General features: G+C 72.0%; 9 protein-coding genes. 2 read left to right on the forward strand and 7 right to left on the reverse strand.

Annotation, left to right across the window (positions count from 1 at the left end; all coding sequences use genetic code 11):
• Window positions 1-14: 14 nt before the first annotated feature.
• Window positions 15-1841, reverse strand: coding sequence for a DUF8508 domain-containing protein (locus IE242_RS30705; RefSeq protein ID WP_189865113.1), 1827 nt, complete (start codon window positions 1839-1841; stop codon window positions 15-17).
• A 400-nt stretch (window positions 1842-2241) separates the two neighbouring features.
• On the opposite strand from IE242_RS30705, the gene IE242_RS30710 reads away from it, so the two are divergent.
• Window positions 2242-3690 carry an amino acid adenylation domain-containing protein gene (locus IE242_RS30710; protein ID WP_189865115.1) on the forward strand — a complete coding sequence of 483 codons (1449 nt, stop codon included), beginning with the start codon at window positions 2242-2244 and terminating at the stop codon, window positions 3688-3690.
• Window positions 3691-3805: 115 nt separating this feature from the next.
• The gene (locus IE242_RS30715; protein WP_189865117.1) at window positions 3806-5266 is read left to right on the forward strand and encodes an alkaline phosphatase PhoX; all 1461 of its coding nucleotides are present in this window, start codon (window positions 3806-3808) and stop codon (window positions 5264-5266) included.
• A gap of 152 nt (window positions 5267-5418) precedes the next feature.
• On the opposite strand, the gene IE242_RS30720 is transcribed toward IE242_RS30715, so the two are convergent.
• The 6 genes from IE242_RS30720 to IE242_RS30745 all read right to left on the reverse strand — a co-directional run bounded on the left by IE242_RS30720 (window position 5419) and on the right by IE242_RS30745 (window position 13696).
• Complete coding sequence (locus IE242_RS30720; RefSeq protein WP_229859655.1) at window positions 5419-8109, reverse strand: NACHT domain-containing protein; 2691 nt, start codon at window positions 8107-8109, stop codon at window positions 5419-5421.
• 335 nt (window positions 8110-8444) lie between these two features.
• On the reverse strand, window positions 8445-9662 hold the full coding sequence (locus IE242_RS30725) for a TerD family protein (protein ID WP_189865401.1): 1218 nt from the start codon (window positions 9660-9662) through the stop codon (window positions 8445-8447).
• A gap of 44 nt (window positions 9663-9706) precedes the next feature.
• On the reverse strand, window positions 9707-10537 hold the full coding sequence (locus IE242_RS30730; RefSeq protein ID WP_189865119.1) for an ABC transporter ATP-binding protein: 831 nt from the start codon (window positions 10535-10537) through the stop codon (window positions 9707-9709).
• Window positions 10534-11595, reverse strand: a complete 1062-nt coding sequence (locus IE242_RS30735; RefSeq protein WP_189865121.1) for a FecCD family ABC transporter permease — start codon at window positions 11593-11595, stop codon at window positions 10534-10536. Before IE242_RS30735 ends, IE242_RS30730 begins: the two co-directional genes overlap by 4 nt.
• Window positions 11592-12641 carry a FecCD family ABC transporter permease gene (locus IE242_RS30740; protein ID WP_189865123.1) on the reverse strand — a complete coding sequence of 350 codons (1050 nt, stop codon included), beginning with the start codon at window positions 12639-12641 and terminating at the stop codon, window positions 11592-11594. Before IE242_RS30740 ends, IE242_RS30735 begins: the two co-directional genes overlap by 4 nt.
• Entirely contained in the window at window positions 12638-13696 is a 1059-nt protein-coding gene (locus tag IE242_RS30745) for an iron-siderophore ABC transporter substrate-binding protein (RefSeq protein ID WP_189865125.1), read from the reverse strand. Before IE242_RS30745 ends, IE242_RS30740 begins: the two co-directional genes overlap by 4 nt.
• Window positions 13697-13698 lie beyond the last annotated feature (2 nt).

The raw sequence follows: 13698 nt of genomic DNA on the forward strand, positions 1-13698 counted from the left end.
CCGGCCGGTGGCCGCTACGGGCGGAACCGCAGCACCTGCGGGTCGTGGTCGCTGATCTGGTCGTGGAACTCCGAGTTGATGTGCACGCTGTCGTAACGCAGGCCGCCCGAACGCCGGATCGACGGGCTGACCAGGATCTGGTCCAGGACCTGGCTGTTGCCCTGGTAGTTGTACGTGTAGCGCTCGCTCTTCGGCAGCGACTTGATCGCCGACCAGAGGGCGCCGTCCTGCTCCAGCAGCTTCGCGGTGCGGGAGAACTCGAAGTCGTTGATGTCGCCGAGGGCGATCACGTTCGCGTTCTTCTGCGTCGCCAGGATCTCCTTGACGAACGTGTTGACCGCGGTCGCCTGGAGGTGGCGCTGGGTCTCCGAGCTGCGCGTCTGCGGCTGGTACTGGCCGTGCAGCGGCTGGTCCCCGCCCTTCGACGCGAAGTGGTTCGCGATCACGAAGACCGTCTCGCCGCGGAAGACGAACTCGCCGACGAGCGGCTTGCGGCTGTTCTCCCAGGCGGCGTTCGCCGGGTCGATCCGGCCCGGGGAGGCGGTCAGCCGCGCCTTGCCGCGCACCTTCTCCACACCCACGGCCGTGGTGGCGTCGCCGCCCGACCGGTCGCTGAAGGACACCCGCTCCGGGTTGAAGAGGAACACCTGGCGGATGTTGCCGCCCGGCTCGCCGCCGTCCGCGCCGTCCACGGGCGAGACCGAGCGCCACTCGTACGCCGGGCCGCCCGCGGCGACGATGGCGTCGATCAGCTTGTTCACGGTCTGGTCCGCGTCGACCACGCCGTCGTTCTTCGCGCCGGTGTTGTCCTGGATCTCCTCCAGGGCCACGATGTCGGGCGACTGGAGGTTGTTCGCGATCGCGGCGGCGTGGTCCGCGAAGGTGCCGTCGGACGGGTCCAGGTTCTCGACGTTGTACGTCGCCACCGCGAGCTCGCCGCGCGCCTGCTCGCGGGTCGTCTCGCGCTCCAGGCCGCCCTGCTCCAGGGCGCCGATCTCGTTGGCGACGAGCGTGTAGCCGCCGTACTGGGTGTAGTCGAGCGGGCCCGCCGTGGTGCCCTTCAGGACGTCACCGACGTTCGCCTCCGGGAAGTCGGCGGTCGCGCCCAGCGACTGGATCTGGAGCCGGCCCGTGTTCTGGGACTCGTACGAGCCGTAGACGGTGCCGCCGCGCCGGGCGTCGTTCTCCCGCGGCTTCACGGTGACCCACAGCTCGGTGTACGGGTCGGTGGCCGTGACCACACGGGTGTCGGAGACGCGGACGTTCATGCCCTCCAGGGACTCGTAGTAGTCCAGGGCGTACTTCTTCGGTCGCAGCGTGAGGCCGTTGACCGAGCCGTTCGCGGCCGGGTCGCCCGCCGGGGTGTACGCGTCCGGCACCGACCTGGCGTTGATCGTCGTCGCGGACGGGACGGCGTTGCCACTGGACAGCACCGTCACCGTCGGCTTGGTGATCTCGGTGATGGACTGGTTCCCGGACGAGGTGCCGCCCGGTACGTACTCGGACACCGTGCCGGAGACGGTGACCGAGTCACCGACGGCGACCTTCGGGGCGGAGCTGGTGAAGACGAAGACGCCCTCACTGGTGGCCGGGTCGTCGTCCGCCAGGGAGTCCTGGATCCAGAAGCCCCGGGACGACCCGTACGTCCGCACACCCGTGACGATTCCGGCCACATCCGTGACCTGCTGTCCGGCGAACGGGGATATCCGGGTGCTGCCCTGGATGTCGTGGATGCGCACGGAGTCGGCCTGCGCGGGCGAGGTGACCACCACGGTGGACACCGCGGAGCAGACGGCGGCGACGGTCAGCGCGGAGATGCGCGCGGTTTTCTTGCTCGGCAAGGAAATCCCTCCGGGGACATGCGTGGGCGCCGGGACGAGGGTGGAACGGAAAAGGGAACGGACGGCGAACGCAACCGGTGGGGGCGGTGGCGACGCGCGGAGCGGCCGGCGAACGACTGTGCGGGAGTCGATCGTGCTTCCCCCGCGTTTTCTACGCGCGTCAATCTCCAGCCTGCCCCGGCCACTTGTCAAGGTTTCGGCCAGGCGTCGCCCCCGAGGAGGCCGTGAACCGGGCGGCATGGGTGGAAATCCGTCTAGGCTGAGCCGCTGCCGGGTGTGACGGGGCGGTCGCCGGGTCGCATATGGCCGAAGGCGGCGCCCGGACCCCCGGACTGCGTACGTCCCGCGCCGTGGGCGTGCCCGACCGCACGCGGCGCTCGTCCCGAGGAGAAACCAGCCGATGTCAGACAGCTCCCCCCTGCCGCCGGTGCGGCTGCCCGCCGAGGCCGAACTGGCGCGGGACGCGCTCGGCACACCCTTGCTCTCCCGTGCCGCGCGGCTCGCCCGCTGGTCCGGACCGGGGACCCGGGTGGGCGCCGGGGGCGAGCTCGTCGAGGAGCAACTGCCCGAGGCCGCCGAAGAGTTGGGGCTGACGGGGGAGGACGCGGCGGCCCTGGCGAGCGAGGCCTGGCGGGTGGCCGTCGACACCGGGCTCGTGGAGGTCGTGGACGAGGAGCAGGGCACCGTCGCCGCGGGCGCCGACCTGCGGATGCTCACCTCCGGGGGCCCGCAGGACGTGCTGGGCGTCTGGCTCGCCGCGCTGGAGACCGTACTGGCGGACGCGACCGTGCCCGACCTCGACGACCTCGTGGACGCGCTGGAGGAGGGCGGCGGCACGGTCGACCTGTCCCGGCTGGACTGGGATCCCGAGGCGGAGGCGCGGTTCCTCGACGGGGTGCTCGGCAACCTGTACCTGCTGACCGTGAGCGAGGACGGGCCCGGCCCGCGCCCGGTGCCGCTGCCGGCCCTCGCCGCGTCCATGATCGTCCCGGACGACATGGGGGAGCCCACCAACGACGTACTGGAACAGGTGTCGGACGCGATGATGCGGCTCGACGACCAGTTCCGCCTGCTGGAGCCGGCCGGACTCGTCGAGTACCAGCCGGTCGACGAGGCGCTGATGACGGACGCCGACGGCACCGCGGAGGAGCCGGCCGCGCCCGTCGACGACATCGACGACGCCGACGTCACCCGCTACGGCATGGTGCGGCTCACCCCGCTCGGCCTGTTCGGCGTGCGCGCCCGGCTCCTCGAGGCGGGCGCCGTGGCCCCCGCCGTGGGCGACCTCGCGGACAAGGGCGCCGACGCGCTGCTCGACGGCACGGCGGACTTCCCCGCGGCGGCGGCCCAGGCCGAGACCGAACAGTGGCTCGCCCGCCGCGCACCCCTCGCCGCCGCCCAGGAGCTGCTCGCGGCGGCACGCGGCGCGGACCCCGGGGCCCCGCTGCGCCGGCTGCGCTGCCAGCAGGCGCTCACCCTCGTCGGCCCGGAGGCGGAGCCCGCGCTGCGCGAGGTCCTCGACGACCCCGAACTGGGCGGCCTCGCCCGGGTGTGGCTGACCGAGCACGGCGCCCCGGACGTCCCCGCGCCGTCCGAGGCGATGGTCTTCTGGCTGACCGTCGACACGGTGGCCGCGCAACTGGCGGCCGAGGGCAACTCGTTCGAGCTCCAGGCCCTGGTGGAGGATCTCGCCCGGCGGCACAGCGGCTTCTTCGCCACGGCCTGGCGGGTGGACCACCCGGCCACCGCGGACGTTCTGGAGGCCATGGGACGCCTGCACCCCGACAAGAAGGTGGCCAAGGAGGCGCGCAAGGCGGCGTTCAAGGCGCGGTCGCAGCAAGGAGGGTGAGCGTTCAACGGGTGTTCAGGCAAGGGGGCGACGGTATGGCGGCACCACCGGGTCCGCCACCGCCCCCGGCCCCCGCCACCGCCCCACGGTCCGCCTCACCGCCACGGGAGACAGCATGCCGCTCACCCGCAGGGACTTCGCCGGACGCTCCGCGCTCGCCGGGACCGGCGTCGCGCTGGCCGGCAGCGTCGGTGCCCTGGCCACCGCGCCGCACGCCCTGGCGTCCACCGACACCGAGAGCGCGGAGGAGCACGGGACGGACACGGACCGGCACGGCGGAGTCGGCGTCGGGTACGGGCCCCTAGTTCCCGACCCGGACGGCATCCTCGCGCTGCCCGCCGGATTCTCGTACCGCGTCATCACCCACAGCGGCAGGACGAGACTGGAGTCGGGCGAGTACACCCCCTCGAACCACGACGGCACCGCCGCCTTCCCCGGCCCTCGCGACACCACCCTCCTCGTCAACAACCACGAGCTGAAGGGCCCCCGCGCCGACTGGGAGCACCCGGTCCCGCTCACCGAGGGCCTCGTGTACGACCCGGCCGCGTCCGGCGGCTGCACGGTCGTCGAGATACGCCCCGACGGCCGGGTCGCCGAGTGGGTCGGCCTCGCGGGTACCTCCACCAACTGCGCGGGCGGCAGCACTCCCTGGGGCACCTGGCTCACCTGCGAGGAGAACTCCGACCGGGCCGGCGAGAACGGCATGACCGAGGACCACGGCTACGTCTTCGAGGTCGACCCCGCCGACCGGCGCGCCAACCGCGACCCGAAGCCGCTGAAGTTCTTCGGCCGGTACGACCACGAGGCCGTCGTCATCGACCCCAAGCGTGGTCACGCCTACCTCACCGAGGACGCCTCCGGCCCCAACGGCCTCTTCTACCGCTGGACCCCGCCGAAGGGCTTCCACCACGGCCCCGGCCGGTTCCGCGCCCTCGCCGACGACGCCGGTGTCCTTCAGGCGCCCGTCTGCTACGACTCCGGCGGCCGGTACGTCGACGACCTGTCCCGCGCCACGCGCACCGGCACGGTGTACGGGGTCGACTGGGTGGACGTCCCCGACCGCGACGCCCGGACCGTCGAGGTGCGCGAGCAGTTCGCTACCGGCGAGGTCACCCGCGCCCGCAAGCTGGAGGGCATGTGGTGGGGCGACGGCGGGGCGTACATCGTCTCCTCGTACGCCCGTGAGGAGAGCCCCGGACCCGGCCACGACGGCCAGGTGTGGTTCTACGACCCGCGGCGCCGCACCCTCACCCTGAAGGTGCGGCTCGGCGTCGACCGCGACCCGTCCGTGGACGGCGCCCTCGACGGCCCCGACAACATCACCGTCTCCCCGTACGGCGGCCTGGTCATCGCCGAGGACGGCGACGGGTTCCAGCACCTCTTCGGCGCTACGGACAGCGGCCGCACGTACCCGATCGCCCGCAACGAGCTCAACATCGGCACGGCGGACGAGCCGGAGTACAGCGAGTTCACCGGGGTCACGTTCTCGCCGGACGGGAAGACGCTGTACGCCAACATCCAGGAGCCGGGGATCATGCTGGCCATCACGGGGCCGTGGAAGCGGCAGCGGCGATAGGACGCCTCACTCGAACGGGTGATCGTATTTGATTGTCGAGCCGACTGGCGGGCTCGGACATAGCGTCCATGCATGCCAGAAATGTGTGAACAGTGCGGCACTCGGGTGAAGGCAAAGGCCGGGGCCGCCTGACGGTCCGGGCGGACGGGACGTCAGGACGGCGGTGACGGCTGGGGCAGACCCCACGGGTCTCCCGTACGGTCGGCCGTCGCCGCCGGCGGATCCGGTGGCGGACTGAGGGGCTCGTCCAGCACCCGTACCGCGCGCGGCAGGGTCTCCCGATGCGTGACCGGGATCTCGAAGAAGACGGTGCGCAGGTGGGGGAAGGCGCCCAGCCACCGCCAGGTGCAGCCGGGATCCACCTCCACCCACAGATGCTGGAGGCTGCTCGTGCCGTACGCCGTCACGAACTCGTCGGGTGTGAACGATCCGGCGATCCTGATGTGGGACCGGCCGCCGAAACCGCGCAGCATCCGCAGCTGCCGGGAGCTGGAGACCGAGAAGTACAGATGGTCGCCGTTGAGATGGGCGACGACCTCCTCGCCGAACCGCTCGCAGTCGAACCGGCTCCAGACCCGGGCCAGTTCGCCGCGCACCCGGATGTCCTGGTGGTCCCGGTACCGGGCCAGTACCGGGATCGCCGCGTCGGTCGCGACGCGGGTCGCGGTCAGCACGGTGAAGTAGGCCTCGTCGTCGGTCAGCCCGTCCGGCCGGGGCAGCAGATCGAGGACGACGGGGCCGGCGTCGGCCAGGGCACGCGCCTGCTCGGCCGACTGCGGCGGGATGAGCGCCGCGGCCCGCCGCTGCACCGCGTCCCGCACGTCCGGGTCCAGCTCCGTGGCGTGCTCCAGGCAGGCGGCGGCCAGCAGATGGAGCCGCCGCCCGTCGCGGTCCGAGGTGTCGCCCCGCTCGATGAGGCCGGTGAGCAGCCGGGTCCGCTCCATCGTCCGCGCGTGGGCGACGGACATCCGGATCACGTCCTCCCACTGGTCGAGGTGGGCGTGCGCGATGAGGAAGTCGAAGTCGAGGTTCTCCACCGCGGCCTTGGCGCCCAGGTAGTCCTGGAACGTGCGGTGGATGAAGTCCATCGAGCCCGTGTGGGGTTCGCGCAGCAGACCGCTGCGGATCAGCAGATGGCGGTAGATCTCCTCCGCCGTTCCCTGCTCGGCGATCTGGGGCATGGCCGGCAGGGCCCGCGCCAGGAGGTCGACGGCGTCCGCGCGGTCCATCTCCGAGCGGCCGTTGCGGATCATCCAGTACGCCAGCTTCTGGATCAGCTGGACGTGGTGGGCCTCGGCGATACGGACGGTGCCCGGCTTGTAGATGCCCCGCTCACGGTCGCGCCGGGACAGCAGCATGGACAGGGCGGCGTCGTAGATCTCCTTGCGGCCGTCGGGGAGGTAGCCGCGGCGGTCCTGGTGCAGCGCGCAGATCAGCGCGCTCATCAGGGGGTTGGTGGCGAGCCGCGCCAGGTCCTGCTTGGCGCGCAGCGCCCGCAGCAGGTCCTGCGCGTACTGGTCGCCGACGCCGGCGGCCTTGTGCCACCGCTTCACGAACTCGGCCACGTTGTCCCGGCTCATGGGGGCCAGGTCGAGCTCGGCGAAACCGTCGTCGACCAGCCAGTCCTCGCGTACGGCGGAGGGCCGTGAGGTGACCAGCCACCGGTTGCGGGGATAGGTGGCGACCAGGTCCCGCAGCCAGCGGCGGGCCTCCTGCCGCTCGCTCTCCGGGACCTCGTCGATGCCGTCGACGAGGATCAGGCCGCGCCCCGACCGCAGGACCCGGTCGAACCACCCCGTCGGCTGCGCGCTCGCGAGGGGACAGCCCACCTCGGACAGGAACTCGTCGGGGGTGGGGAGTTTCGCCCCGCCGCGGGTGAGGGTGCGCAGGGGGAGCACGAAGGGCACGAGGCCGTAGAGGTACAGCAGACGTTCGTCGAGGTGGTTCTTGGCGGTGGACACCGCGAGCCACTGCACCAGCGTGGTCTTCCCCGAGCCGGCGACGCCGCGCAGCAGCACCCGGTTCCGTCCCGCCAGCACCTGGTCGGCGGGGAGCAGCAGCGGAATGGGGCCGGCGGTGGCGCCCACCGCGTCCAGGCTCAGGTAGGCGGCGTCGAGCGGCCAGGTGTCCGGGGACTCGGTGAGGTCCAGCCCGAAGATGGTGAGCCTGCCGTGCTTCGCGGCGATGTACTGGGCGTACCGCTCCTCGAACGGGCCGTCGGCGGGCGACGGGGTCCGCGCGATCAGCGTGTCGATCCGGCGCGACAGCTCCGCGATCCCGCGGCTCTGCTCGACCAGGGTGCGGGGTACGAAGGTCGACCGCTGGGTGAAGAAGTGCAGGATGTGCAGGCAGGCAGTGTCGAGCACGCACTTGTAGAGGAGCACGGCGTCGTTCGACAGCCCGAGCGTGGCGGAGCGGCTCTGCGCCCGCAGATGGCTGGAGAGCGCGATGTGCCCCAGCTGGACGGCCTGCACATCGTCCATGTCGATGCAGTCCATGGCGCGCAGGGAGTTCGCCACCGCGTGCGCCACCGCGCGTATCTCGTACATCGGCAGCTGTTCCCGTACGCCCGTGGACTGTGCGGCGCGGCTGACCAGCTCTTTGGCGATCTTGTGCAGGTCGTCCTCGGACAGGACGCGTTTCTCGCCCCGGAAGGAGACGAGACAGGAGACCCGGACGGGCCGGTCGACGAGACCGGCACCGGGGCCCTCGGTCACGAACAGTTTTCTGATCAGCGGCGCGACCACGCTCGACGCGAGCCGGGCGCCAATGGCGGCGGGTTCCATCTGCTCCCCGTCGGTGCGTGCGGATGGCTGCCAGCGGGTGCGGATACGTATCGCCACCGCGCTGTCGGAGCGAGGGCAGCTTAGGGGCGGAAGCCGGTGCGGCGCAGGGGGACCGGCGGTACGAAGAGCCGGGAGCAGGGGCGTGTGGGAGAGTCCACCGGCGTGAGGGAAAGGGAGTGCGGGGCGCGAGGGGTACGAGGGGCGCGAGTGACAGGAGGTGTGCGGGTGCGCACGGAAGGACGACGTGAGGAGCCGCCCGCCGCATGATCCCCTGTGCGGGCGGGCGGCCCCCTGAACCGGTGACCGGCGGGGTTACGGACCGGCTGGACTACGGACCGGCTGGACTACGGACCGGCTGGACTACAGACCGGCGGGGTTGCGGACCGGCGGGGTCACAGCGCCTGGGCCGCCGGCTTCACCATGCCCCGGACCGTACGGGACTTCACGAAGTCGCCCATCGCGGTCATCTCCCACTCGCCGGAGAACTGGCGGATCAGCTTGGCCATCATCACGCCGGTCTGCGGCTGGGCGCTGGTCAGGTCGAACCGGACCAGTTCCTCGCCGGACGCGGCGTCGATCAGCCGGCAGTAGGCCTTGGCGACCTCGGTGAACTTCTGGCCGGAGAAGGAGTTGACCGTGAAGACCAGGCCGGTGACCTCCTGGGGGAGACGGCCGAGGTCGACGACGATCACCTCGTCGTCCCCGCCGCCCTCGCCGGTGAGGTTGTCGCCGGAGTGCTTGATCGCGCCGTTGACGATCGAGAGCTTGCCGAAGTAGCAGCTGTCGATGTGGTTGCGCTGCGGGCCGTACGCGATGACCGAGGCGTCCAGGTCGATGTCCTTGCCCCGGTACGCCGGCTCCCAGCCGAGACCCATCTTGACCTGGGAGAGGAGCGGCTTGCCGCCCTTGACCAGGGAGACGGTCTGGTTCTTCTGGAGGCTGACGCGGCCCTTGTCCAGGTTGATCTTGCCGGTGCCGGTGCCGGTGCCGGTGCCGGGCGGGGGCGTGGCGGGGGCCGGCGGGGTCACCGGGGGCTGCGTCGCGGGTGCGGGCGTGGCTGTGGGCGTGGGCGGAGTGACGGGAGCGGCGGCAGGAGCGGGGGCGGCGGCCGGGGCGGGCTCCTCCACCGTCACGCCGAAGTCGGTGGCGATGCCGGCCAGGCCGTTCGCGTAGCCCTGGCCGACCGCGCGGGCCTTCCACGCGCCGTTGCGCCGGTAGATCTCCACGATCACCAGGGCCGTCTCGGTGCCGAGCTGGGGCGGGGTGAAGGTGGCGAGCACCGAGCCGCCGTCCGCGTCGCGGATCGTGGCCGTCGGTTCGATGCCCTGGAAGGTCTGGCCCGCCGCGTCCGGGCTCGCGGTGATGACGATCTTCTCGATGCCCGGCGGGACGGCCGCCGTGTCGACCGTGACCGAGTCGGGGGTGGTGCCGCCGCCGGAGCGGTACGTCACGCCGGGGCCCGTGGGCTGGTTGTAGAAGATGAAGTCGTCGTCCGAGCGCACCTTGCCGTCGGCGGTGAGCAGCAGGCCCGATACGTCGAGCCGCACGGGCGCGGCGACGTCCACCGCCACGCGGGCGGCGGAGAGGGGGATGTTCGAGCCGGGGGTCATAGCTGTCATGCCTGGTGAACGACCGGACCCGCTTTGCCGTTCCCTTACTTTGCCGCCGATCGGGCGTCGGCCGTCGGTCTGACGTGGTGGCGGCCGATCGGGAGCATCAGGGGCCTGCCCGAGACGGGGTCCTCGATGATGCGGCTGTCCAGGCCGAACACGGTGCGGACGGTGTCCTCCGTCAGGACCTCCTCCGGAGTACCGGCCGCGTGGAGCCGTCCCCCGGCGAGGGCGATCAGGTGGTCCGCGTAGCGGGCGGCGAGGTTGAGGTCGTGCAGGACCATGACGATGGTGGTGCCGCGCGAACGGTTGAGGTCGGTCAGCAGGTCCAGCACCTCGACCTGGTGGCTGGCGTCGAGATAGGTCGTGGGCTCGTCGAGCAGCAGCAGGTCGGTCTGCTGGGCGAGCGCCATCGCGATCCACACCCGCTGGCGCTGGCCGCCGGAGAGTTCATCCACGGCGCGGTCGGCGAGGGCCGCCGTGTCCGTGGCGTCCAGGGCCGCCGCCACCGCCTCGTCGTCCTTCTCGTTCCAGCGGGCGAAGAGGCCCTGGTGGGGGTGGCGGCCGCGGCCGACTAGGTCGGCGACCGTGATGCCCTCGGGGGCGAGCGGCGACTGGGGCAGCAGCCCCAGGGTGCGGGCCAGTTCCTTGGCGGGCAGGCGGTGCACCTCCTTGCCGTCCAGGACGACGCGGCCCTCGCGGGGCGCGAGCAGCCGGGACATCGAGCGCAGGAGTGTCGACTTGCCGCAGGCGTTCGCGCCGACGACGGCCGTGACCCGGCCCGGCGGCACGGCGAGATCGAGGGACTCGACGACGGCGCGGTCGCCGTAGCCGAGGGTGAGCCGCTCGGCCGCCAGGGTGTGGGACGTGGTCACAGGGAGCCTCCCGCCCGGTTGGTGCGGATGATCAGATGGACGAGGTAGGGCGCGCCCAGGACGCCGGTGACGACGCCGACCGGGAACCGGGTGTCGAAGGCGTACTGGCCGGTGAAGTCGGCGACGAGGACGAGCAGGGAGCCGACGAGCCCGGCGGGCACCAGCAGGGAGGTGCCCGGGCCGACGATCCGGGCCGCGATGGGACCGGAGAGGAACGCCACGAAGGCGATCGGCCCGCAGGCCGAGGTCGCGAAGGCGATCAGGCCGACGGCAGCGACGATCACCGTGATCCGGGTGCGCTCGACGCGGACGCCGAGGGCGGAGGCGGTGTCGTCGCCGAGCTGCAGCGCGGAGAGGTTGCGTGACTGCGACAGCAGCACGGGGGCGAGCAGGGCGAGGGCGACGGCGGCGGGGACGACCTGCTCCCACGTCGTGCCGTTGAGGCTGCCCGTCAGCCAGCGCATCGCCTCCTGGAAGTCCCACTCGGCGGCCTGGGACATCACGTACGAGATGACGCTGTCCAGCATGGCGGCGATCCCGATGCCGATCAGGATCAGCCGGGTGCCGACGACACCGTCCTTGAACGCCAGGCCGTACACCAGCAGCGCCACGCCCAGCCCGGCGACGATGGCGAGGGCCGACACCGCCGTCTCGCCGAGGGACAGGGTCACGATCGCGATGGCGGCCGCGGCGCTCGCGCCGGAGCTGATGCCGATGACGTCCGGGCTCGCGAGGGGGTTGCGGAGCATCGTCTGGAAGGTGACACCGGCCAGGCCGAAGCTGAACCCCGCGACCACGGCGAGCACCGCACGCGGCAGCCGCAGCCGCCCGACGGTGAAGGACGCGCCCGGCACCTGCTCGCCGAGGACGACACGGACCACGTCGTCGAACGGGTAGAAGGTCTGCCCGAACATCAGGGACACGACGAAGCCGGCGACGACGAGGAGGGCCAGCGTCAGGACGACCAGGCGCCGCCGGGACGCGCGGCGGACGCGGCCGCGGGCGACGGCGTGGACCGTCGGAACCGTCGGCGGCCGGGTGACGACGGGGTCACTCACAGGGCACGCACCTTCTGCCTGCGGACGATGTAGATGAAGAACGGGGCGCCGAGCAGCGCCGTGACGATGCCCACGTCGATCTCGGCGGGACGCGCCACGACCCGTCCGACCACGTCGGCGGCGGTGAGCAGCGAGCCGCCCAGCAGGGCCGAGAACGGCAGCAGCCAGCGGTGGTCGACACCGGCCAGCAGCCGGCAGGCGTGCGGCACGACCAGGCCGACGAAGCCGATGGGCCCGGCGATCGCGGTCGACGCGCCGCACAGGATCACGGAGCCGAGCGCGGCCGTGGCCCGTACGACGGCGACGCGTTCCCCGAGTCCGGCCGCGAGCTCGTCGCCCAGCGCGAGGGAGTTCAGGCCCCGCGCCGACAGCAGGCAGACGGCGAAACCCACCGCCAGGAAGGGCAGCACCTGCCCGATGCGGTCGAAGGACGCGCCGCCGACGCCGCCGATCTGCCAGAGCTTGAAGCTTCCGGTGACGTCGTTGCGGGGGAGGATGACGGCGGTGACGAGCGAGGCGAACGCCGCCGACGTGGCGGCTCCGGCGAGCGCGAGCTTGAGCGGGGTGGCGCCGCCCCGGCCGAACGAGCCGACCGTGTGTACGAACACGGCCGAGACCGCGGCACCCGCCAGCGCGACCCAGATGTACCCGGTCGCCGAGGTGAGCCCGAAGAACGCGACCGCCGTGACGACGGCGAGCGAGGCCCCCATGTTGACGCCGAGGACCCCCGGGTCGGCCAGCGGATTGCGGGTCACGCCCTGCATGACGGCGCCGGCCAGCCCGAGCGCCGCGCCGACCAGCACCGCGAGCACCGTACGGGGGATGCGCTTCGTGGCCGCGGCCTCCTCCAGGGTGCCGTCCGCGCCGCCGAGCGCCGCCCACACGTCGGACCAGGCGACGCTGCGCGAGCCGAAGGCGACGGACGCCACCATGACCGCGGCCAGGACCAGCAGGGCGGCCAGCAGCCACAGGGCCCGGACACGGGCCGGACGCCGCACCACGGCGGCGTCCGGTTCCGGCACTGCTCGGGTGTCGACCGTCGTCACTTGACCTTGTCCGCGGCCTTGGCGAGCGCGGCGACGTAGTCCTCCAGCACCCAGGAGATCGACAGGGGCGTCGGGTTCGCCGCGGTCGCCTCGGGGCCGGAGCCGGCGAGGAAGGCCGTGGAGCCGCGCTCGATGGCGGGGAGCTTCGACAGCAGGGGGTCCTCCTCGAGCGTCTTGAGGAGCTCGCCCTTCTCGTCGCCGTACCCGGTGATGATGTCGACGTCGTCGAACACGTCGATCTGCTCCGCGCTCTGCGTCCCGGAGAACTTCTCCGTGCCCTCGGAGAGCTTCGCGATGCTGTCCGGGATCTTCAGCCCGAGGTCCTCGAAGAACAGCGTCCGGGTGTCGTGCGCGCTGTAATAACCGATCTTGCTGACGTCACCCGGGTCGACGTGTGTCATGAACATCGCCGACTTGCCCTTGAGCTGCGGGTACTTGGCGACGGTCTGCTCGATGTCGCCCTCGAGGTCGGAGATCAGCTTCTCGCCCTCGTCGGCGAGACCGATCGCCTTGCTGTTCATGCGGATGATCTCGCGCCACGGCGTCGCCCACGCGGCGTCCGGGTACGCCACCACGGGCGCGATCTCGCTCAGGGTGTCGTAGTCCTGCTGGGTCAGACCCGAGTAGGCGGCGAGGATGACGTCCGGCTTGGTGTCGGCCACGGCCTCGAAGTCGATGCCGTCGGTCTCGTCGAACAGGACGGGCGTGTCGGCCTTGAGCTCCTTCAGCCGCTCCTCGGTCCAGGGCAGGACCCCGTCGCCGTCGTCGTCGCCGAAGTTCGCCTTGGCCATGCCGACCGGGACGACGCCGAGGGCGAGCGGCACCTCGTCGTTGGCCCAGTTGACGGTGGCGACCCGCTTGGGCTTCGAGTCGATGGTGGTCGTGCCGAGGGCGTGCTTCACCGTCATGGGGAACGCGCCGGCGCTGCTGCCGCTCGCCTTCGCCCCCTTGTCGGCGGCGCCGTTGTCGGTGTTGTCGGACTGACCGCCGCAGGCGGAGAGGCCCAGTACGGCCACCGCTGCCACGGCGAGCGACCGAAGGCGATATGAACGCATGA

It is taken from the genome of Streptomyces poonensis (genome assembly GCF_014650915.1).
Taxonomy (GTDB): Bacteria; Actinomycetota; Actinomycetes; order Streptomycetales; family Streptomycetaceae; genus Streptomyces; species Streptomyces poonensis.